Origin of the sequence: Kordiimonas aestuarii, from assembly GCF_025574465.1 — a bacterium.
GTDB lineage: Bacteria > Pseudomonadota > Alphaproteobacteria > Sphingomonadales > Kordiimonadaceae > Kordiimonas > Kordiimonas aestuarii.
Window position 1 is genome coordinate 517,316 of the sequence record NZ_JAOBPP010000020.1, and the last position, 21,278, is coordinate 538,593.

Annotated in this window: 23 protein-coding genes; 5 read left to right on the forward strand and 18 right to left on the reverse strand. The window is 53.8% G+C overall.

Annotated elements, in window-relative coordinates; genetic code table 11:
- Nucleotides 1-38: 38 nt before the first annotated feature.
- Nucleotides 39-920 carry a phytoene/squalene synthase family protein gene (locus OEU85_RS11835; protein ID WP_262691685.1) on the reverse strand — a complete coding sequence of 294 codons (882 nt, stop codon included), beginning with the start codon at nucleotides 918-920 and terminating at the stop codon, nucleotides 39-41.
- Between the two features lie 99 nt (nucleotides 921-1,019).
- Between OEU85_RS11835 and OEU85_RS11840 the strand changes: the two genes are divergently transcribed.
- Complete coding sequence (locus OEU85_RS11840) at nucleotides 1,020-1,607, forward strand: urate hydroxylase PuuD (protein WP_262691686.1); 588 nt, start codon at nucleotides 1,020-1,022, stop codon at nucleotides 1,605-1,607.
- Nucleotides 1,608-1,677: 70 nt separating this feature from the next.
- Here the strand turns inward: OEU85_RS11840 and OEU85_RS11845 are convergent, their stop codons facing one another.
- The 10 genes from OEU85_RS11845 to OEU85_RS11890 all read right to left on the reverse strand — a co-directional run bounded on the left by OEU85_RS11845 (nucleotide 1,678) and on the right by OEU85_RS11890 (nucleotide 13,274).
- Nucleotides 1,678-2,298 (reverse strand): superoxide dismutase, encoded by a 621-nt coding sequence (locus OEU85_RS11845; protein WP_262691687.1) that lies wholly within the window; start codon nucleotides 2,296-2,298, stop codon nucleotides 1,678-1,680.
- 119 nt (nucleotides 2,299-2,417) lie between these two features.
- Complete coding sequence (locus tag OEU85_RS11850; protein ID WP_262691688.1) at nucleotides 2,418-3,476, reverse strand: PepSY-associated TM helix domain-containing protein; 1,059 nt, start codon at nucleotides 3,474-3,476, stop codon at nucleotides 2,418-2,420.
- Nucleotides 3,477-3,508: 32 nt separating this feature from the next.
- Entirely contained in the window at nucleotides 3,509-5,641 is a 2,133-nt protein-coding gene (locus OEU85_RS11855) for a TonB-dependent receptor (RefSeq protein WP_262691689.1), read from the reverse strand.
- A 153-nt stretch (nucleotides 5,642-5,794) separates the two neighbouring features.
- The gene (locus OEU85_RS11860) at nucleotides 5,795-6,382 is read right to left on the reverse strand and encodes a gamma carbonic anhydrase family protein (RefSeq protein ID WP_262691690.1); all 588 of its coding nucleotides are present in this window, start codon (nucleotides 6,380-6,382) and stop codon (nucleotides 5,795-5,797) included.
- A complete protein-coding gene (gene argC / locus OEU85_RS11865) occupies nucleotides 6,379-7,506 on the reverse strand; it encodes an N-acetyl-gamma-glutamyl-phosphate reductase (RefSeq protein ID WP_262691691.1) in 1,128 nt (375 codons plus the stop codon). The genes OEU85_RS11860 and argC overlap by 4 nt, the downstream gene beginning before the upstream one ends.
- 99 nt (nucleotides 7,507-7,605) lie before the next feature.
- Nucleotides 7,606-8,475 (reverse strand): flagellar motor stator protein MotA, encoded by an 870-nt coding sequence (gene motA / locus OEU85_RS11870; protein WP_262691692.1) that lies wholly within the window; start codon nucleotides 8,473-8,475, stop codon nucleotides 7,606-7,608.
- 175 nt (nucleotides 8,476-8,650) lie between these two features.
- Nucleotides 8,651-9,265, reverse strand: a complete 615-nt coding sequence (locus OEU85_RS11875; RefSeq protein WP_262691693.1) for a redoxin domain-containing protein — start codon at nucleotides 9,263-9,265, stop codon at nucleotides 8,651-8,653.
- Between the two features lies 1 nt (nucleotide 9,266).
- A complete protein-coding gene (locus OEU85_RS11880) occupies nucleotides 9,267-11,351 on the reverse strand; it encodes a protein-disulfide reductase DsbD family protein (RefSeq protein WP_262691694.1) in 2,085 nt (694 codons plus the stop codon).
- Between the two features lie 158 nt (nucleotides 11,352-11,509).
- Nucleotides 11,510-12,904, reverse strand: coding sequence for a M28 family peptidase (locus OEU85_RS11885; protein WP_262691695.1), 1,395 nt, complete (start codon nucleotides 12,902-12,904; stop codon nucleotides 11,510-11,512).
- Between the two features lie 22 nt (nucleotides 12,905-12,926).
- The gene (locus OEU85_RS11890; RefSeq protein ID WP_262691696.1) at nucleotides 12,927-13,274 is read right to left on the reverse strand and encodes a 5-carboxymethyl-2-hydroxymuconate Delta-isomerase; all 348 of its coding nucleotides are present in this window, start codon (nucleotides 13,272-13,274) and stop codon (nucleotides 12,927-12,929) included.
- A gap of 176 nt (nucleotides 13,275-13,450) precedes the next feature.
- Here OEU85_RS11890 and OEU85_RS11895 point away from each other — a divergent pair, with 176 nt between their 5' ends.
- On the forward strand, nucleotides 13,451-14,020 hold the full coding sequence (locus tag OEU85_RS11895; protein WP_262691697.1) for a hypothetical protein: 570 nt from the start codon (nucleotides 13,451-13,453) through the stop codon (nucleotides 14,018-14,020).
- A 40-nt stretch (nucleotides 14,021-14,060) separates the two neighbouring features.
- Here the strand turns inward: OEU85_RS11895 and OEU85_RS11900 are convergent, their stop codons facing one another.
- The 3 genes from OEU85_RS11900 to OEU85_RS11910 form a co-directional block, all read right to left on the reverse strand.
- Nucleotides 14,061-14,486, reverse strand: a complete 426-nt coding sequence (locus tag OEU85_RS11900; protein ID WP_262691698.1) for a DUF4399 domain-containing protein — start codon at nucleotides 14,484-14,486, stop codon at nucleotides 14,061-14,063.
- 93 nt (nucleotides 14,487-14,579) lie between these two features.
- Nucleotides 14,580-14,942, reverse strand: coding sequence for a cupin domain-containing protein (locus OEU85_RS11905; RefSeq protein WP_262691699.1), 363 nt, complete (start codon nucleotides 14,940-14,942; stop codon nucleotides 14,580-14,582).
- An 82-nt stretch (nucleotides 14,943-15,024) separates the two neighbouring features.
- Nucleotides 15,025-15,558: a PAS domain-containing protein gene (locus tag OEU85_RS11910; RefSeq protein WP_262691700.1), complete on the reverse strand. Its 534-nt coding sequence runs from the start codon at nucleotides 15,556-15,558 to the stop codon at nucleotides 15,025-15,027.
- A 154-nt stretch (nucleotides 15,559-15,712) separates the two neighbouring features.
- Here OEU85_RS11910 and def point away from each other — a divergent pair, with 154 nt between their 5' ends.
- On the forward strand, nucleotides 15,713-16,306 hold the full coding sequence (gene def, locus OEU85_RS11915; protein WP_262691701.1) for a peptide deformylase: 594 nt from the start codon (nucleotides 15,713-15,715) through the stop codon (nucleotides 16,304-16,306).
- An 8-nt stretch (nucleotides 16,307-16,314) separates the two neighbouring features.
- On the opposite strand, the gene OEU85_RS11920 is transcribed toward def, so the two are convergent.
- The 4 genes from OEU85_RS11920 to rplM form a co-directional block, all read right to left on the reverse strand.
- Nucleotides 16,315-16,872, reverse strand: a complete 558-nt coding sequence (locus tag OEU85_RS11920) for an aspartyl/asparaginyl beta-hydroxylase domain-containing protein (RefSeq protein WP_262691702.1) — start codon at nucleotides 16,870-16,872, stop codon at nucleotides 16,315-16,317.
- A gap of 149 nt (nucleotides 16,873-17,021) precedes the next feature.
- Nucleotides 17,022-17,684 (reverse strand): OmpA family protein, encoded by a 663-nt coding sequence (locus tag OEU85_RS11925; RefSeq protein WP_262691703.1) that lies wholly within the window; start codon nucleotides 17,682-17,684, stop codon nucleotides 17,022-17,024.
- 211 nt (nucleotides 17,685-17,895) lie between these two features.
- Nucleotides 17,896-18,375, reverse strand: a complete 480-nt coding sequence (rpsI, locus tag OEU85_RS11930; RefSeq protein ID WP_262691704.1) for a 30S ribosomal protein S9 — start codon at nucleotides 18,373-18,375, stop codon at nucleotides 17,896-17,898.
- Between the two features lie 5 nt (nucleotides 18,376-18,380).
- Nucleotides 18,381-18,839 carry a 50S ribosomal protein L13 gene (gene rplM, locus OEU85_RS11935; protein WP_262691705.1) on the reverse strand — a complete coding sequence of 153 codons (459 nt, stop codon included), beginning with the start codon at nucleotides 18,837-18,839 and terminating at the stop codon, nucleotides 18,381-18,383.
- Between the two features lie 291 nt (nucleotides 18,840-19,130).
- Between rplM and OEU85_RS11940 the strand changes: the two genes are divergently transcribed.
- Both OEU85_RS11940 and OEU85_RS11945 read left to right on the forward strand, forming a co-directional pair.
- On the forward strand, nucleotides 19,131-20,141 hold the full coding sequence (locus OEU85_RS11940; protein ID WP_262691706.1) for an NADP-dependent oxidoreductase: 1,011 nt from the start codon (nucleotides 19,131-19,133) through the stop codon (nucleotides 20,139-20,141).
- The gene (locus tag OEU85_RS11945; protein WP_262691707.1) at nucleotides 20,141-21,277 is read left to right on the forward strand and encodes a nitrilase-related carbon-nitrogen hydrolase; all 1,137 of its coding nucleotides are present in this window, start codon (nucleotides 20,141-20,143) and stop codon (nucleotides 21,275-21,277) included. The genes OEU85_RS11940 and OEU85_RS11945 overlap by 1 nt, the downstream gene beginning before the upstream one ends.
- Nucleotide 21,278: the final 1 nt, after the last annotated feature.

Below are 21,278 nucleotides of genomic sequence, written 5' to 3' on the forward strand. Positions count from 1 at the left end.
AAGCCTGCAGGCGATAGCTTTGCGGGCTTTTGGTATGTTTAAAACAAATGATAAAAGGTAAGCGCCACCAGCTTCCTGAGGTTACCACTTTCCAATTCATGCATTCCAAATGGGCTATCCCCGGCTTTTCTGAAGGCCCGGAGATGTAATTTTGTCAGGCTGTTCAACGCTAGAACGGGGCGAATCGCTTTAACTCCCCGGCCATCCTGTGCCTTGGCGAGCTCCTGACGCACATAAGCGGCCATTTCAGTTGTAAGTGGCCTGAGTTGTTTCTCCATTTCATCAACTGGCATGCCGCTGACACTTTCGGTGGTTGCCCCAATGACAGAGAAAGTCTTGGTATCCTGAACCTGATAAGGCAAGGCCCTGATGATGCCCAGCATCGCCCAGGCACGACCACTGGAGCGCACCAGGGCACACTCACTATCGGTTGCACCTGGCTTAAGGATACGGGCCGCCGCTTCGTTTAAGGCGCCGCCGACGCTATCTGCATACCGTATCAATGCGTTGATATCGGCGGTTTTTTCCATCTCGAGATCTTGACCGCGGCCATCGATGACGGTTTCCAACAGCGGTAGTATTTCCTCATACACCGTAATGTGGCGCAAGCCCTGCACAACAGGATGTTCCCGTGGCATGCCGTGCGAAATGCCTTCAAGGGCTTCTCGCCACCACTGTAGGCGGATCTCGCCAATCATCGGCTCAGAGACGCTTTCCCGTGTTTTGGCAACTTCCTGATTAAAGGCAAATAGAGCCCACAGGTCAGCCTGCTTTTGCGCAGGCGCGAAAAGAGTGGTGTAATAGCGCTCAAGGTCGTCCTCTCGCACCATATTCCGGCAAAATTCAACGGCTTCAGGAGATGGTTTCATGGCGCGAAAATGACGATTTGCCATGTTAAAAGCAACTGATTTCCCCTTCATTCTTTGCTTAATCCGCTGTTTTTCTTGTGAAACATTGACCGCAGCAGTAAGATTTAGGCTCTGTTAGGGAATTTGCATCTGCAAATGGGGAGCTAGGAAATGGGAAAAATTCTTGAATCGATTCAAAATACGGTGATTGCCGGTTTTGTACTTTTGGTGATTGTCATCGCCATCATGACAAAAGGTTTCATGGGGCTTGATTTTGATGCCGCATTTATCGCGCGCTATATTCACGTGCTTTCGGGCGTTATGTGGATCGGCCTGTTGTGGTATTTCAATTTCGTGCAAATACCGACCATGCCATCGATACCTGATGAACTGAAGCCCGCCATCGGCAAACATATCGCGCCCAAGGCCTTGTGGTGGTTCCGCTGGGGAGCGATGTTCACGCTTGCCAGTGGCCTATGGCTTGCGACCGCGAACGGCTACATCGTCGACGCGCTGACGCTTGCTGAAGGCACGCGATCGATTGGTATTGGTATGTGGATGGCCATCATCATGTGGTTTAACGTGTGGTTCATCATCTGGCCTAACCAGAAAGTAGCCCTTGGTCTCGTCGACGCCGACCCGGCAGCGAAGCCGGCGGCCGCCCGTAAAGCGATGCTGTTTAGCCGGACCAACACCCTGCTTTCCATCCCAATGCTGTATTGCATGGTGAGCGGACAAAATGGTGGTGCTGGCTGGTAGGTTAAAAGCGATAGATTAGAAAGGAAAAGGGCCGTTTTTCGGCCCTTTTTTATTGTCTCGATGCGCTAAATTACTCGGCGGCTTTGGCCGTTGCCGCGCTATAGTTTGCTGCTGCAAACTGCCAGTTCACCAGTTTGCCGAGGAAGGTCGAGATGTAATCCGGCCGACGATTCTGATAGTCCAGATAATAGGCATGCTCCCAAACATCCATGGTCAACAATGGGGTTTTTCCTTCTGTCAGCGGGCACTCAGCATTTGGGGTCTTGACCACGTCAAGTTTGCCTTCCTTGTCGAGCACCAGCCAAGCCCAACCTGAACCAAACTGTGTGGCGCCCGCTTTTTTAAAAGCATCGACAAAGTCGTCAAAGCTGCCAAAGTCGGCGTTGATTTTGTCTGCAAGCACACCTGTTGGTTCGCCGCCGCCATTTGGCACCATGGAATGCCAGTAAAAGGTATGATTCCATACTTGGGCGGCGTTGTTGAAGATACCGGCTTTGTCTGTTTTACCAGCCGTTGCGACCATAATCTGTTCAAGGCTTTTGCCCTCAAATTCGGTGCCTTCAACAAGTCCGTTCAGGTTGGTCACATAGGCGTTGTGGTGTTTGCCGTGGTGAAAGCCAAGGGTCTCGGCTGAAATATGTGGCTCTAGGGCGTCCTGCGCATAGGGGAGTTTTGGCAGTTCGAAACTCATGATTGGATACCTCTCTGTTTAGTAAAAAAACATTTACGGGCAATAACTTGGGATGCCTTGCTAGCGAAACAAGGGCGCAAAATCAATGCCACCTGTATCAAAATTGCATTATTATTTGGCTATTTGATGTCGAAGCGTGCGCGCGCGCGTTTGAGGTAGGCGGCAAAGCCCATATATGCGAGAGCAACGGCACCCAGCCCGGAGAGGGCGATGAGGAGCTGCCAAAGCGCACTATCCGTCTTCCCGGAATGTAAAGGATATATGGCATCCGCGATATTGTGGCCCAGCGCGGCTTCGGACGCGTTATAGGCCGTCAAGCCCGTCAATTGTCGGTCGGCACTGATGGTGCTACGGCCATTTGGGTGCCATTCCCTGGGCATCTTTAAGCGTATGGTATAGTCACCGCCCTCTTCCCGCGGCGGTATGTATATTGTTGCCATACCGTCAGGAAATGCTTTGACCTTGCCATCAAACAAAGCTTCACGGTCGTCGAATGTCCAGTCTGGTGCAATTGATACCGTTGGCTTGCTACCACCAAAAACGCTGGTGAGGGCTGCGCGCACCTGCCCTGAATAGATCATTGCGGACCCTGTGGCTGTTGTCAGGAGCAGCAGTGGCGCAATCACCGCGCCCAGCGTTACATGCGCCCCGCGATATGATGTAGCACGGCTACTGGCGGGAACAATGTTCCGTAGCCGGAAGCCTTTACGCCAAGGCCACCAAAGGTACATACCGCTAATGACAGAAAAGCATGCAATCAGGCCCAATATACCAACGACCTCTTCGCCAAACTCGCCCATTGCAAGCCGATGGTGGATATCAAAAAGCAAGGTGAAGGTTGCTGCCACGTGTATAGGATCGTGCACAGGTTTCGTCGTAGCCGCGTTCAGAAGTATTTCGCTTTTGTCTTTCAGGTAGACCTTATAGGCGTTCATCCCTGGTCTAGGTAGCTTGACCGACCTCACACCAATGTCTGTGTACAGAACCTCTATCTGTTTCAGGGTATTGGCCTGTTGTGCCGACGATAATGTAGTTACTGTACCCGCGACCTCGGGGATCGCAAGGCGTAGTACGGCGTCTTTGTAGACAAGCAAGGTGCCGGTCGCCGCCATCACCAGAATATATATGGCGACAAAAACGCCTATAAACTGGTGAATTTTCTTGAGCGACCGGCGCATAAATAAGCTTTCGCAAGGGCGTTGATGGCAGCCTAAAATTCAGCTTGGTATGACAAGGTGATCGCCCGCCCACGGCCCGCGAAGTAGCGGTCACCCCGCGTCGTGCCCGCTTGTGAATAGTAAGTAATATATTGTTTGTCGAACAGGTTCTGCACACCCAGTTGCAGCTTGCCTGTCTCCATTTGGAGGCCGACGTGCAAATCAACGATATCATAGCCGTTAAATTCGGCCGCCAGGGCATCTGCCGCGTTACTGAAGTCACGGTCAAACAGATGTGCGAGCTGCACACGCGCCGACCATGCACCATACTGATAGGCGGCATAGAGGTTTAAGCGATTAGGGCCGATATTGACCGCATCCAGGTCAGCATCAAGGGCGCCGTCATCGTCGGTATCGACACGGCCTTCCTGAACGGAGATGTTTGCCCCTAAGCTGAACTCTGCGGTAACGCTGGCTTCCACCATGGCTTCAAAGCCGCGAATACGTGTCTTTTCCCGCTGAACACGAAGGAATCCATCACTGTCGGCGACGTAACGTGCACCCTCGGACGATTTGGACTGGAACACACTTGCCTGTGCCAGGATGCGGCCCATGGTCACGGTCGTACCCAATTCGATATTGTCGGCTTTAACAGGCTGAAGGTCGAAAATGCTGTCAACAGATGAGCCCGGAGTTGACACACCCCGGAGTACCCGGCCGACATCAGGCATCGTGAAGCCTTCGGCGTATGAACTATAGAATGTCAAACCCTCAACGGGTTCAAAGCGGATGCCGGCATTCATTAGCAGGTCATCAAACGAGGGGCTTCCCCCTTCAACCGTCAGTACGGCATAGTCAGTGGATGCGCGGTTGCCTGCCAGGGACTGGAAGTCATCGACCTTGAGCTTGGCGTTTTCATACCGCAGACCACCGGAGAGGGTCACGACATCGCCAAATGGGGCTTCAGCCTGTATGAACGGGGCAATATTCTCAAACTTCGTCTCCGGCACCCAGTTACGGTCCGTGAAGATCAGGCGCTGATAGGTTTTATCCTGCAGATAATCAACGCCTGTGAAGACATTCACGCCAGTGTCAGCCACATTCTGTTTGTCCCATGTCATTCGAGCGCCGAACTTCTCGGAATTATTTTCTGATTGATCAAACAGGGTTCCTACCGGCGCGATGGTCGGGTCCTGAAATGTACCAAAGGTGCCGCCACCGAAGCTGGCGCGGAAATCTTGTGAATACAACTGAAAGGTCAATGTGCCGCCAGCAATAGCCCCATGACGATAATCCAGCGACATGGTTGTCACATCGTTGGTGCCGGGCTCGCCTTGCAGCGCTCCCTCTAGGGCTGTTGCAGGGCGGCCGGTTGCCGGGTCCCCGGCTAGTGTGCCGTAGTCACCGTCACCCGCAAGTTTGAAGTCGTTGATAGTGAACTGGATACGCTGATCATCTGTCGGCTCGAACCCGACCTTGGCGAAAAAGTCGCGCTGCTCGCTGTCACCGAGGTCACCCTGTGTCTGATCGACGCCAATCGTGCGGCCCTGCCCATCGTACATCAGGCCACGCTTGTGATAGCTAACCGATGCGAGATAATCGAGCTTGCCTACCTTCTGCGTGGCATAGACACTGCCGCGATACTCGAAGCCGTCACTTTCAAAGTCGTCTGTGGTCGTGATCCCAGCTTGAACGCCAAGCTTCAGGTCACCACTGGTGTCCGGCTTTTTGGTGACAAAGTTGATAATGCCCCCTGTGGCACCAAGGCCCTGGATAGCGTTGGCACCGTGAATTACCTCAATACGCTCAATGACCGCCATATCAATGGTATAGCCATCGCGAGAACTATCGCGCAGCGGGTTGGACTGGGGTACTCCGTCAATGAGGTAAAGTGGGCTGCGGCCGCGGAAACTCTCGCCGAATCCACTCATTTTTTGACGGCTTGGCGAAAAACCGGGCACCAGATTAGCAAGAATACCGGCGGTGTCCGTTGCCAGTGTCAACTGCTCGTCGAGGTCTTTGGCGCTGATGATGGTCACCATATTCGGGATGGCACTCACAGGCTTTGGCGTGCGGGTAGCTGAAACGAGCACTTCTTCAACAGTTGATGCCTCATTGGCGGCAGCAAGTGACGAAAGACAGACACCTGAAAGCAGTGCCAAGACAGTATGGCGGCGGGATACCATGAGTAACGCTCCTCTGAACCGTTGTGCTGCGGATGGCAGCACCGTAATGATTATTGAAGCGTTAGATACTAAGAATGCGAATGCCTTGCAATAGCGAAACGCACAAGGCAACGGGAATGCGATATTATTGCAACACAGCAACCTGGAGGGTATTCAGGGATATGGCAGGTCTGAGGTAAGGCCGAGGCTATCCAAACGGTGTTGTTCAGCGAGCTTTCTATAGTGTTCGGCCATTGAGCGGTTTTTCTCCAGCTCAGCATCGGTCACATGCCGCATGAACTTTGCCGGGCTCCCGCCCCACAACTCGCCGCTGCGCACTGTTTTGTTCGGCGTAAGCATGGCGCCAGCGGCCAGCATGCCATCCCTCTCGACAACTGTATTATCCATCACAATGGCACCCATGCCAACAAAGGCATTGTCCTCAAGGGTGCAGCCATGCAGCATGGCCATATGTGCGATTAAAACATCATCTCCGACGAGGGTTGGAAAAGTCTTGGTGCTTACATGAATGACCGTGCCGTCCTGGATGTTAGTGCGGCGCCCAATGCGGATAGAGTTTACATCGCCGCGCAAGACACAATTATGCCAAATGCTGGCACCGTTGCCAATTTTGACATCACCAACCACTTGGGCGCCGTGGAAGATAAATGCGTCATCGGCCACAGTTGGCCAAATGCCCTTGAACGGGGTTAGCCGACCGCCGAGGCTCGTCTCTTTATAAAGCGGTTTAGCGTCACTCATGGGAACATTGCGACCTGTTCAAGTCCTGTCTTTTCGTCAAGGCCCAGCATCAGGTTCATATTCTGGATAGCTTGGCCCGAAGAGCCTTTTACGAGGTTATCAATGGCGGCGATAACGATCGCCCTGCCCTCGAGCCTGTCTTCGAAGACATTGATCACGCAGCCATTGGACCCGCGAACCATGCGGGTCGCCGGCATAACCTTCTCGGGCAGGATGGTCACAAAGGGCTCGTTGGCATAGAAACCCTCAAGGTGGGATTTGAGATCTGCCGCAGTCTGCCCGTCGGTCAGCTTCACATAAATTGTCTCCAGTTCGCCTCTGTTCATGGGCACAAGGTGCGGTGTGAAGCTGATGGACACGTTTGTACCGGCTGCCGCTGTCAGTTCCTGTTCTATCTCCGGCATGTGGCGGTGATGGCCAACGCCATAGGGGTGCATCGCTTCCGAAACCTCGACAAAAAGGTTGGGTTCTTTCAGCGAGCGCCCGGCACCAGACACACCGGACTTGGCATCAATGATGATATCCTCCGGCATAATCAGTCCACCTCGAAGCAGTGGAACCAGCGACAAGAGTGCGGCCGTCGGATAACAGCCGGGACACGCGACGAGCGCCGCGCCTTTGACAGCGTCGCGATAGAGTTCCGGCAGTCCATAAACCGCTTTGCCCTGCAACTCTGGCGCCCCATGCTCGCGACCGTACCATTCACCATAGGTTTCGACATTGCGCAGGCGGAAGTCGGCCGACAGGTCAATAACCTTTACCTCACCGCTGAACGAGGACGCGAGATCACCCGCGGTCTCCACAATCATTTCATCCAGCAGGCTATGGCCTGTGGCGTGCAATAACCCCTTGATTACTTCCTGGCTGGTGGCGTGCGGCAGCGCGCAGAAAACAACATCAAGCTCGACGGCGGGCCACTCGACCTCGTCAAGGCCGATCAGGTCGGGCAACTCAAGGTCCATCAGGTGCGGAAACACGTCACCAATCGGCATGCCTGCCTTACGTTCGGCCGTCATCAGGGCGATTTCCACGTTGGGGTGGCGCACAAGAAGCCGCACGAGATCTGCCCCTGTGTATCCACTGGCGCCCAATATACCAACACGGATTTTCTTGCCTTCAAGCATGATATCGACCCTTTATGATTAATTCTCACTGTACATACAAAAGCGCGACCATTTTGAGGCATGGCCGCGCTGACGTCATTGGTTTTTTTCAGAAAACCATCAAATGTCAGGCGGCAGTTCCGCGATGGCTTCCTCAAGCTCGATAAAGGTCGGCATCAGGTGGGAAGGCACGTTGCGTCGGCCAAGTTCAACAGATATCTGTGGCGGGTTTCCCTGCAGGTGCGACACCAGCACAATTTTAATAAGCTGCATGAACTGGCCGTCTTCCACCAATATCTGGTTCAGCCGTCCGGCGATGGGCGCAATCATCAGGTATGAAAGGAAGATACCGAGGAAAGTCCCGACAAGCGCACTACCGACCATGCCGCCAAGGACCTCGACCGGTTCGGCAATTGCCGCCATGGTCTTAATGATCCCCAGCACCGCGGCAACAATGCCGACGGCGGGCAAACCATCAGCCATGGTTTGCAAGGCATGTTGTGGCTCGTGCTCTTCCGCGTGGTGTTTTTCGAGATCCATATTCATCGCGTCTTCCATCTGGTTCGGATCATCGAAGTTCATGGTCATCATGCGGATATAGTCACAGATGAATTCAACCACATGGTGGTCTTCCACAATGCGTGGAAACTGCTGGAATATTTTGGATTCCTCAGGGTTTTCAATGTGCGCCTCAATAGCAACAACCCCCTTGGTTCGAATGGTCTTGGTCAGCAGAAACATCAGGCACAACAGGTCACGGTAGTCATCCGCTTTCCAGTGTGGGCCCTTCATCACCTTGCCGATTCCGCCGAGCGCGCCCTTGATGACGCCGCTTGAGTTTGCACTGACAAACGCACCAATGGAGCCACCAAAGATGATCATCAGCTCAAACGGCAATGCCTTGACAATGATGGTGAATTTGCCGCCCGCCAGCGCGAAGCCGCCAAAAACCATCACAAGGACGACTACAAGACCGATAATTAGGAACATATGGTGCGCCTGCCCCGCGTGTTAATAAATAAAGCCTGATACAAGACACATAATCAAATGCATCTTACAGCGCATTCAGTCTCAATCAATAGCTTTAACACACACTTAATTTTGCCTATCTTCCTGTAAGACAAGAAAAAAGTTCCGTCAGGGTGTTGAGAAAAGCCTGATTTCCTTACTTGTACTTCACTGAGCAACCATAGGGTTTGGTGCTGGTTTCCTTTATTTTTTCACCGGATTGAAGCGCGTCCCAGGCGGCGAGCGCGTAGTTTTTGGCACCTTCCAGTGACGAAGGGCGCGCAGACGGTTTATCATCGATCGCCCCCATATATTGAAGCACGCCCAGTTCATCGATCAGAAACATGTGAGGGGTCGTTTTAGCATTATACAGGCGGCCGATCGTACCCTCGGGGTCAAGAACGACGTGGTCCGCGTAGACACCACGGCTTTCGCTCAGACGATTGGCTTCCTCGGCGTCGACATATCCCTGTTCACCCGGGGCGCTGGAAATGACGGAAACCCAGATCACGCCGTCTTCGGTCAGGGCGCGTTGAGTGCGCTGCATATTGCCACTCTCGTAATGCTTTTGTACGTAGGGGCACTCATGGTTGGTCCACTCAAGCATCACAGGTTTCCCCTTAAGGCTCTGCAGGGCGAGTGTCTTACCCGAGCTTGTCATCCCTTCAAATACGGGCGCTTGTTTGCCGATTACCGGCTCGGCCGTGGCTGCACAGGTTAAGCCAACACCTAAGGAAAGAATGGTAATGGCTTTTAAAATATGATGTTTCATATCATTCACTCCCGTTAATTGCTGTTTGAACAGCACCTTTGGTCAGGATCTCAGGTAAAACTATCGCCTGCGGCTCGCCTGGCGCGAAATAGAGATAAAGCGGCACGCCAACCCGGCCGTAACGTGCAAGTACTTCGGCGATATCCGCGTTCCGGTTTGTCCAGTCGCCCTTCAGGACATGGACACCGGCATCGTTAAACAGGCCGTCGATATCATCCGTGACGAGAACCATACGCTCATTCACCTTGCAGGTGATGCACCAATCTGCAGTGAAGTAGGCAAATACAGGCTTGCCAGCGGCACGCAACTCTGCGACCCGCGCGTCACTGTATGCCTCTTCCTGGGGTGATACATTGCCAACTTCTCCAGTAAGGCCACTCCAGGGTTTCGAGGCAACAAACACAAGGCCGCCCACCAGGAAAAGCATCGCAAATCCGCGCAACCATCTGCCCTGCCCCTGCTTGAAAAGCCAGACGCCAAATATGCTGGCAATCAGACCGGTAAGCAGAAGCAGTGTGGCAACCGCGCCAAGCTGGCGATCAAATATATAGAGGAGCCAGGCTGCCGTCAGAAACATCGGGAAGGCGAGCGCTTCCTTCATTTTTTCCATCCATGGGCCTGGGCGAGGCATAAGCTTTGCGAAGGCCGGGATGAAGGAGAGCGCGAGGAATGGCAGCGCCAAACCAATGGCCAGCAAGGAAAAAACGATAAAAACGGTGAAGAGTGGCTGGGTCAGCGCAAAGCCGATCGCGGGCGCCATCAACGGCGCGGTACATGGTGTGGCCACAAGGGCCGCCAGAATACCCTTGAAGAAAGCTCCTTGTATACCCTCGCGGGCGGCGAGGTTTTGCCCTGCCCCTTCAACGCCAAGGCGTAGCTCAAAAAAGCCAGCGAGTGAAAGCGCGACAAATGTCATAAGCGTCATCATCAACGCGACAAAAAGCGGCTCCTGCAATTGAAAACCCCAGCCAACCGCCGCGCCACCAGCCCTGAGGGCAACCAGCACGCCAACGATGGCCATAAAGCTAAGCCAGATGCCGAAGGTGTAGGCAAGCCCTTCATGCCTGCGGTTTGCCTCGGTTTTATAGTTGGCGGACAGGAATGCAAAAGCCTTGAGCGACAGGATCGGGAACACGCACGGCATAAGGTTTAAGATCAACCCACCAAACAGCGCAAAAAGCCCGGCCTGCCATAACGGCATGCTTGGCACTGTATAGCTAATGGCATCGGATTCACCGGCTTGGGGCGAGGCAACAGACAGGGTTGGGGTCAGGTGATAGCCTGTCCGCCCCGCGTTGGCATCCTCCAGGACCAGCAAACCATCAGCCCTTTCAGGTGCCGGGGCCCCGGCTTCCCTGACCATGCTGATAACAAGCCCCTCATCTGACCAGCGCCATTCTTGCGGCGCAGCATAGGAAAGCAGGCCATCGGCTCCTGCAAAAAACAGGGCGTTTTCAAAACCTTCCACATCGGATGGTGTCATGAATACTGTCAGTTTACTGGCATTGCCTGCGATCTCGAGCCTTGCACTCCAATAGGAAGGTTCAGGCAGCTTGGCACGGGCCGCGGAAAAAAGCCCGGAATTCCCGGGTATTTTTTCGCCGCGCCCCTCCTCCATATCAACGGTGAGTGTGGCGAACTGCGGGACACATTCAACCTCGCAGGTCAACCATTCTGCCTCTAAAACCAAGGGCTTGGCAGAGAAGCCCTCGCTTGTTTCAAGACGGACCAGCAGCACGGACGAGCCGTGATAGCCATAGTTGGCCAAGGGGCCCACGGGTATCAGTTCCGGGGTTGGGTAAAGCGGAGGCGAGACGGCAATTCCGTCCGGCAGCTGCCAGTCCAGGATCGGAGATGCTCCGCTGTCGCCGGGGTTTTGCCAATAGGAATGCCAGCCTTCCCGCGGGACTATCTGAACCGCAAGCCATTGAACGGCATCGGGTTTAGGGCTGCCCCGTTCGCTGTAGACATGCAATGAACTGTGGCTGGCCTGCGCCGTCGCCACTGGCTCCGCCGCGAGAGCAGCGCATGTAAAAGCCGCAAAGGAAAATACGCCAGCTATCAGACGAAACAGGTATTTGGGCACAGAAACCTCACTCGTTATTGGTGAGATACACATATAGCATCCGCAGCACTCACGTCATGTCACATCTGTGTCAAAACTGTGCGGCGGATGCGGATTTTTGTGCGAAACCTGTGCGGAAACTGTGCGAGATCTGTGTGATCTGGCACAACAGGTCCGGCCTACTGTTTGGCTGTATCAAACGCCCCCATTGGTCCCGGGAAAACAACCGGGCTTTCAAGGCCGTCGTTAGCCACCGATGCTACCCCGAAGAAATAGTTGTCAACAACCACATTCTCAAGGGTATGGGTGCGTTTATCAGCCGGGACAAAGTGACTCCAGCGCCACTGGGCATCTGTCGTCAGGCGCCAGTAAATGCGAAAACCCTTGAGATTGGTACGTTCTTTTTCGTCGCCGCGAATATCCCAACTGATTGTCGTTGAGGGTTGTACGGCGCCGGCGAGCTTCACGTCGGCGGGAAATGGCGGGGCTCCTGCCATTGAAGCGAGCGTGACAACATTCAGCGAGGTGAGTTTTGCGGCATAGTCAAAGTCCACCCCCTCAATGACATCACCATAGTTGATACCACCTTCGGTTCGAATGTCCTGATGCTGGCGATTGTAGTTTTCGTTGGTTTCCATGATACGCACGCCGGGCCAGCCAGCTTCGTTAAAGGGACGATGGTGTCCACCACGACTAAAGCGGTCAAGGCGGTAGATCATCATCACATCAAGGTTCGGGATATAGCCGTCGGCCAGACGGTCAACAAGCCGCGCGATGTTGCGGCTGGGACTATCAACCTCGCCACCCGAAAAACGACGAATGCGAGCCTCCTCGGCTGTTTCATTGTCGCGGGTTCCCTCAGAAAATACGCGCGCTGTTGTATTGTTGATGACCCCGTTGATACCTTCGATATTTCCGATCATGTCGTTGTTGAGAACGCCCATGATCCGCCAGCCTTTTTCCTTGGCGTGGTCCGCGAGGATGCGGCCGCCATAAAGCCCCTGCTCCTCGCCCGACAGGCCAGCATAAATGATGGTGCCGGGGAACCTGGTCTGGCAGAGCACACGGGCGGCCTCGATTGTACCGGCCATGCCGGAAGCGTTGTCATTTGCGCCCGGGCTGTCGTCCTTGCCGTTTAAGGGGTCTGAAATGCGGCTATCAATATCGCCAGACATGATCACTACCCGGTTTGGGTCGAGAATGCCGCGCTGGACAGCGATCACATCAACGATCTCCGTCGGCTCCGGCACACGGCGACCGGTTACAGTGTCTGAAACGGTATATACCTCCAGCTTGGCAACGCAACCTTCGGAGATGCGGTTGAATTCTGCCTCGATCCAGCGCCGCGCAGCACCAATGCCCCGGCTTTCAGACTTTGTATCCGACAGCGAATGGCGCGTACCAAAAGAAACCAGCTTGCGAATGTCCGTTTCAATACGGTCAGCCGATACGTCTGACACCATTTTATGCAGGCGCTGTACCTCAACTGGTGGGTCGGTATGATCATCGGCATAAGAAATGCCCGCAAGCGACAGTATGCCCGCCGCTGTAAGAATTGATTTTTTTAGTTTCATCAGTCCCCCCTATTCGATTGTTTCAGGTCTTTGTTGTTACCTTGCTATAAACTGCGCGGTCCATGTCGCGACAATCAACACTCAGTGAACTCGGAGCCAGGTCAAGCGCCGCAATATGCTCGAGCACGGCGGCGGCAAGCTTTTTCTGTGTGTCCTGATCCCGGCCGGAGAGCAAATAGACCGTCACATGGATGGTACTGCCGACGTCGCCACCAACAAGAACATACTGGCACGGGTAGGCGCGTACTTTCACGTCCTGCTCCGTGAACAGGCCGGATGCCATGGCCCCAGCGTGTGCTGCGCTCATCATGTCGGCAACAACAGCACGGGAATAATCGACGTCGCTGTATTCGATAACCAAATGTGGCATGGGGTGGCTCCGGCTGGTCTGCAATGATTTTAAGAAGAGCGCAGCTTAAGGTCCCGGCGATGGCGAAAGAAAGGAAAAAATACAATCCAGCCAAGGATGTATCGATACAATTCGTGCTTGCGCACAATAGCGTTTCCTGTACACTAGCAAGTGTCATCAACATAGGAGTGTTCGAGATGAAAACGCTTTGTGCGGTTGCCCTCGCAGCCATGATCGCCAGCCCGGCAACTGCCAGCCCGGCAGATCAGGCACTATCAAAAATTCCGAGCTTAAGCGAACTGTGCGGGTCCGTACCGTCTGCTCCGGTACGAACACACTCATCAAGCGGTCGCAGCCTCCTGAATGAAAAAGCGAAGGACTATGTTCGCGATACCGAACAATGGTTGGCCTGCAGTGAAGACAGCTATGTCAAAATTCAGGGGATTCTGGCCGACGTGGAAACTGAAGACACGTCAGCCCTTCTTGTCGCACATCTGAATGCCGACTATGAAGCGCATTATGACGAACTGAACAAACAGCTTGAGCGATTTGAGCACCGGGCGAATTTCAATGATGGCCACCTGAGCCAGGCCGGGCTTCTGCGCCACACCCGTGATACCAACAGGTGCTACGGGACCAAGCAGCAGCAAAGCATGTGTTTCCTGCGCAAGCAGGAATGGAAAGGCCGGTTCCAGGCGGCGGTTCTCGATCGTAAGGGTAGTCCGGTCAATGTTACTAAAGTGACACCGCCCTCTTTTGGTGATTGAGCAGCGACCGCTTGCTACCCGGAAATAAACATCACCGCCGTTATTCGACGACGGTGATGGTGATCTTTTGGGAGACCACTGCAGGGTCGTGTGGAATATGGTTCATATCGCCGAGTAATAGTTGAAATGTATGTTTCCCCGGCGTCAGCTCTATGCTGGTTTCTGTTTGACCACCACCAAAATGCACATGTTGCTCATCCATCGGGATATTTTCATCAAGCGGCGGCAAATCGGTGTCGATGATCAAATGGTGATGGCCGGTGTTTTCCTTTTCGGTACCCGCAGGTGCAATGCCCATGCCTTTGAGACCAAAGCGCACCGTTACGGGGTTTTTCACCGACTCGCCATCCATTGGGCTGATAATATAGACTTCAACCTCGGCGGCTGAGGGAGTGCCATCATTCGAGAGAGCCATGCCAAGCGGCACGGTTGCGGCAAGTGCTAGCGATATAAGCATTTTTTTCATCAGGTCTATCCCTCTTTAAACGATAAGGCGCAAACTATTTCATAGTTCACCACTGTTGACCAGCGCAAGGCTACCTGCCGAATGTGGCAAGTATCAGCCTTTGAGCGCGATGACGTAAAGCTTGCGGCAATCGGCCACGGTTTCCCATGTGCCCGTGAAACCCTCGGCGATTGTAAAGCGGGCTCCGGCCTGAAAGCGGCTCGAATTCCCACCTTCGTCAGTGAGGACGACCTCCCCTTCAAGAAGATGGCAAAATTCTTCCTCACTGTCATAGTTCACGCGCCACTTGCCTACGGATGAAGACCAATAACCTGAAAAAAACCGCTCGTCCTTACCTGTGTAGAAGTTCTCCGTGCGCTGCTGCGGATGCCCGTCAATAAGCTTCTCTGCCGCAACAGGGCCCGATTCAATTTCAGGGCTGGCATCAGAAAAATTCAATACACCGTTCGCAGACATGTTGTGCTCCTTGTTTATTGGTCGGGTCGCACGATGCCGCGCCCGGGCTGAACAGACAAGAAAAATGTGATCACATTAACAATCAGTCTTCAGGCGTGATATGTACATGTACGAAAAAGTGGCTGATATTCTGGCCGTCCTCGGCGAGCGGGATCAGGAGTACCGTCACCTGATGGTATGGCAGGCTGTGGTTCAATTTGAAGGATGAGCCAACAACAGCTTCCTCACAGCCAAAGCTATATTGAACCAGCTCAAAAGCGCGCTGGGACGCCATTGAATCGGCAAAATCACGGACGGTGCTGCCCCCGGCTTCGCCGTAAAACCATGATACGGCGGTACCCATCAGGCGGACCTTGATATCCAGTATCTTGTTGGTCATGCTCATTTGTGGTTCAAGAATAAGCACATGTGGCAAGATGTGTTTCATCTCAACCGGGTTGAAATCAGACCTCCGGGGATATTTTTGTTCTGGTGCCTTTTTACCGGCTGCATAGTCAAGCAGCCAGGCCGCATTTTCACTGAGGTTGGTCGCCCCACCTTCACTGATGGCTTCAATGTTGAAACCGGCAAGGGAGTGGCGAATCTTGTCAGAGACATCGCTTCCAAATGAAGACATCTATTTACCCAATCGTATATCGCGTGGTGATCGCTTTTTTTGGTTCTAATGCAACTTTAGCTACGCAGCAACAAAAAGGCTGCTGGTATTTTTTACTCAACCGCGTATTTTGGCGCCGCCCTATCATTGCATCGCAGGAAAGAATGAAACTGTCATGACGTCGCTTGAGCTTATTCTCGCACCAAACCCGATTTTTCGTAAAAAAGCTGTGCCCATTGCGGAAGTCACGGATGAAGTTCGGCAACACGCCGATCAGATGCTTGAGATCATGTACATGAACCGGGGAATCGGTATTGGTGCCAATATGGTGGGGCTATTGAAGCGTATCGTGGTGCTGGACCTGCAGCTTGAAGGAAAGCGCTCCCCGCTTGTCTGTATCAATCCGGAAATAATCTGGCAGTCGGACGTTACTTCAAGCAATGAGGAGGCTTCGCTTAGCTTTCCGGGCATTTCGGCACAGATTACCCGGCCCGATGCCGTGCGTGTGCGCTACCTTGACCTGGATGGCAAGCAACAGGAGCTGGACGCCGACGGCTGGCTGGCCACTGTGCTGCAACATGAGATGGAATATCTCGATGGCCGCACCTATCTCGACAATCTTTCGAAGATGAAACGTGATCTGTTGGTCAAGAAGATGCAGAAGTATATCAAGCAGTCAGGCCATCATGTGCACGGGCCGAACTGTGGCCATGCACACCATCATCACGATCATCATGTTCATGGCCCGGATTGCGACCACGACCACTAGTTGGTTTGTCAGGCGGGGGTCATTTGCGGCTGGGGTGGCACGTAGTCGAAGATCAGATGATAGCGATCTTCGCCGCTGTTGTTGACAACGCCATGGTCAACAAGGTTGTTGAGTTCATAGACCGAACCAACCTCCAGTTTATAGTCCTGATCATCAATTGTAAAAGTTACGTCCTCGTTGGTCCTGAGAGGCACGTGAATACGGTGCCCCACGGCAAATGACGGGGCTGCGTCGTAATGCTGTTCGATTTCACCGCCTGCAACAAGGTTGGCCACCATCGCACGGATAACGGCCCCACCGGGGCTATAGTGTTGCTTGACAATTTTCTCGATGATGGGCATGGCAAATGATGCCAGCACATCCCATCCCGGATACCGTGCAAGCCGGATATCGGGCCAGCCCTCGGCAAAAATCATTACGATCGATTTGGTGTGCCGATGAATGTCATATTTCTTTTGCCGGATATCACACAAATCCCAAAGCTGGGGATCAAGTGTACTGATGCGGTCAATAAGCGCCTGACAATCCACTTTTCCGAGCTCTTTGATTGGTACGCCGATATCCATAACCATAACCCCTGCTTTTGGTCGCAACGGCGGTCATTTTTCACATTTCACCTTCTCAGTCAACGAAAGTGATATATTCGCTAGCATGGCAGGGCGGACCAGTTGGCCCGCCATAAGGCGTAACGTCATGGGTTATCGTCAGCTGTGGCCTATTCGACCACGGGCGATAGCGCAATTTCAACGCGGCGGTTTTGCGCGCGCCCTGTTGCGGTGTCATTGCTGGCAATCGGATATTGCTCGCCATAGCCACGGACGACAAGCCGTACCGGCTCGACCCCCTTTTGAGTGAGCACGCTGGCGACAGCCTGTGCGCGGCCTTGCGACAGTTGCATATTGTAGCTGTCAGACCCGGTGGAATCCGTGTGCCCCATTACGTCGACATAGGTTTTTTCATATTCGTCCAGCACCAGCGATACGGAATGCAAAACCTCCATGAAGTCGGGCTTCACTGTTGTGCTGTCGGTATCGAAAGTGATGTTACCCGGCATATTGAGGATAATATTATCCCCGTCACGAACAACCTGAACGCCTGTACCTTGCAGTTGTTCACGCAGTTTCTTTTCCTGCTGGTCCATATAGAAACCGACACCGCCACCCACCAATGTGCCGATACCGGCGCCAATAAGGGCTGCCTTACGCTTGTTGGAACCCCCGACGATGACCCCACCAACCGCACCGGCTGCCGCGCCTATAGCCGCGCCGATGGCGGTGTTGGAAACCTTCTTTTCTCCCGTGTAGGGGTCGGTCGTGCAGGCCTGCACGATAAATACACTGCCTAACAGCAGGCTGATCGTCTTCATGTTCCTGTGCATCTTGCGCTCCTTAGATCAATATTCCGAAGGATGGTAACCTCATCCCCATAAACATTCGGCCCTGAGGCTCACACTGGCTCATAAAGAAGCGATAAATATGGCGTGGTGCAGCGATCACGAAAAAAGGCCGCCCCGGGGGACGGCCTTTTGCACTCGATACTGAATTTTTGGATACTCGAAACTGATACTCGAAACAAAAACGTGTAGACGCTTAACGCTTGGAGAACTGGAAGCTCCGGCGGGCTTTTGCCTTACCGTATTTCTTACGTTCAACAACGCGGCTGTCGCGTGTCAGGAAGCCAGCAGCCTTGAGGGCGCCGCGCAGTTCCGGCTCAGCGAGCTGAAGCGCTTTGGAGATGCCGTGCTTGACCGCACCAGCCTGGCCTGAAAGACCACCGCCTTTAACGGTTGCGATAACATCATATTGGTTTTCGCGGCCAGCGACCTGAAACGGCTGGTTCACGATCAGACGCAGCGTTGGACGTGCGAAATAAGTTTCCTGATCGCGACCGTTTACGGTCACTTTACCGGAACCGGGCTTTACCCAAACGCGGGCAACAGCGTCTTTACGCTTGCCGGTTGCGTAGGAGCGGCCCTGGTCGTCAACAACCGGCTTGCGCTCTTCCGCAGCTTCCACCACAGCAGCGTCAGCCGCACCGGTGATTTCTTTAAGGTCCTGAAGGTCAGCCATGTTGGTTACCTCTTATTCTTCGGGTTCATTGCGCCAACGTCGAGAACCTCAGGGTTCTGACCCGTGTGCGGGTGTTCGCCACCGGCGTATACACGCAGGTTGCGCATCTGCTGACGGCCAAGCGGACCCTTCGGGATCATACGCTCAACAGCTTTTTCAACAACACGCTCCGGGAAACGGCCGGTGAGGATCTCGCCAGCAGTTGCCGACTTGATACCACCAGGGTGACCGGTGTGACGATAGTAAACCTTGTCGGCCATTTTCTTGCCGGTCAGCTTTACTTTTTCAGCGTTGATGACAATCACGTTGTCGCCGCAGTCCATGTGCGGTGTGTACGTGGTTTTGTGCTTCCCACGGAGAATGACAGCAATAGCTTGTGCCAGACGGCCGAGAACTACGTCCTCAGCATCGACAACGAGCCATTTCTTCTCGATCTCCGAAGGTTTTGCGGAATATGTTTTCATCGCAATATTTGCCTCGGTTACCGGAAAATCCGGTGTTGAACTCAAACGCGCGAGGCCAGAACACGGGCCCGCATCGCATTGGCCGGGAATATAGGCATAATCTGAGAACTGTCAAACTGTTTTTAGCGGGTTTAATTCAAAAAAAAGCAATAAAATCATGACATTAAAAAAGCGGTATATAAATACCCCATTAATTGAGTGCAATTTACCCTGCTTCCTTGTCCCCAACGCCACCAGCGCCATATCATGAGAGAACAAAAAATCTAAGAAAACCCGGAGGGGATCAATATCATGAGTAATAAACAAATCCTGCTGAACAGCCGCCCCGACGGCTGGGTGAGCCCGGATAACTTCAAGCTCGCTGACGCCGCGATGCCCGAACCGGCAAAGGGTGAAATGCTGCTTGAAACCGCTTATATGTCGGTTGATCCCTATATGCGCGGTCGCATGAATGACGTGAAAAGTTATGTCCCTCCCTTTCAGATTGACGAACCGCTTCAGGCAGGCGTTGTGGCCAAGGTCATTGAATCCAATGAGGGCAAATTCCCGGTGGGCAGCTATGTGGTTGGCATGGGCCTTTGGGCCAATTACATGACGACAAACGGTGACGGCTTCCAGCCGGTGGACCCGAACCTTGCCCCCCTCTCCTATTACCTTGGCATCCTCGGCATGCCTGGCATGACAGCGTATGTGGGCCTTAAAGGTGTCGCTGAGCTTCAGGAGGGCGAGCAACTTTTTGTCTCCGCCGCGTCCGGTGCCGTCGGTCAGGTTGTTGGCCAGATCGGCAAGAACATGGGCTGTCATGTGGCCGGTAGCGCAGGCACAGATGACAAGGTGGCCTACCTGAAGGATGAACTGGGCTTCGATGCTGCATTCAACTATAAAACCGAAGATGTGTATAAAGCCGTCCGCGCCGCCAACCCCAAGGGCATCGATGTTTATTTTGAAAACGTTGGCGGGCCGGTGCTTGAGGCCGTTATCAACAGCCTCAACTTCAATGCCCGCGTGGCCCTGTGTGGCATGATCTCCATGTATAACGCCAAACTGAGCGAACTGCCGCCCGGCCCGCGCAACATGGCGGTGCTGGTTGGCCGTAGTGTCCGCATGCAGGGCTTTATTGTTTCCAACTACCCGGACCTTTGCAAGGAGTGGATCGGCGTTGGCGCGGGCTGGCTCAAAGAAGGCAAGCTCAAGTACCGCGAGAGCGTTGCCGAAGGTATCGAGAATGCGCCGCAGGCTTTCATTGATGTGCTCAAGGGCAACAACTTTGGCAAACAGGTTGTCAAACTCTCTGACGCCTGATGCTGAGGCATAGAAAAAAGCTGATTGCTCTGGTGGTGACTGCGGTCGCCGCCCTTTACCTTTTCTGGCCCGGCCTCAGCCCGGATTTGACCACTCCCCCCGCCCTTCACCTCCATCATAGCGCAAGTTACGGAACCAATAGCGGCGCAGGCAACGTGGTCGGCATCGAACCCTACATGGAGCCACTTGATTATGCGAACGCGGGACGCTTTGAAGCCAAGCTGGACGGCTACCTGCTTGAAGCGAAAGCCATGGGGTGGATTGGCGAAAAGACCATTGTTTTATTGCCGGAACATATCGGCACCTGGCTTATGGCCGTTGACCAGAAAAGCCGGGTATATAACGCCGGCAGCACAAGCAGCGCCATGTTGCCAATTATCACCCACAACCTTGGTCAGCTCCTGAAAAACCTGTATATTTTTGATGAGGATGATGCCGTGACGGCAGCGCTTGTTCGCACGCGCACCCGCGCTTCGGCCGACGCACAGCTCGCTGTTTATTCGTCCCTTGCCCGCAAGTATGGTGTTACATTGGTTGCAGGTTCAAGTGCGATGATGACGCCCGGTGTCTATGCCGACAGCTTAAGCTACGGCCATGGCCCCATCTTCAATGCAGGCTTCGTGTTTGCACCGGATGGGAGCGCGCAAGAGGACGCTGTCCGCAAGGTACACCCCATCCCGTCAGAGGCAGGCTTTACCACGTCGGCACAGCCGGGTTTTTTGCCCGTCTTCCACGAAGCGGGGCGTACTATCGGCGTGCTTATCTGTGCAGACAGCTGGTTTGACGACACGGCAAACTATCTTGCCGAACAAGGCGCTGACATGATGCTTGTGCCGGGCTTTCTTGCAGGCACCACATGGGATGCCCCGTGGCGGGGATATCTGGGTGACGCACCTGACTCATCGGCGTGGCGCACCGACGTGGGGAATATCAGTGAAGGTGAAGCCTGGGTGAAATACGCCCTGCCCGCCAAAGCAAAGGCCTATGGTATCCGCTTTGGAATGACTGTATTTTTGAAGGGGATACTGTGGGGGGAGGTCGGTTCCGGCCGTGCGCTCATTATTGAAGGCGGCACACTACATGTAGGTGAAGGCGACGATGATACCGCCGCCCTCTATAACCTCTGGCTTGAATAGG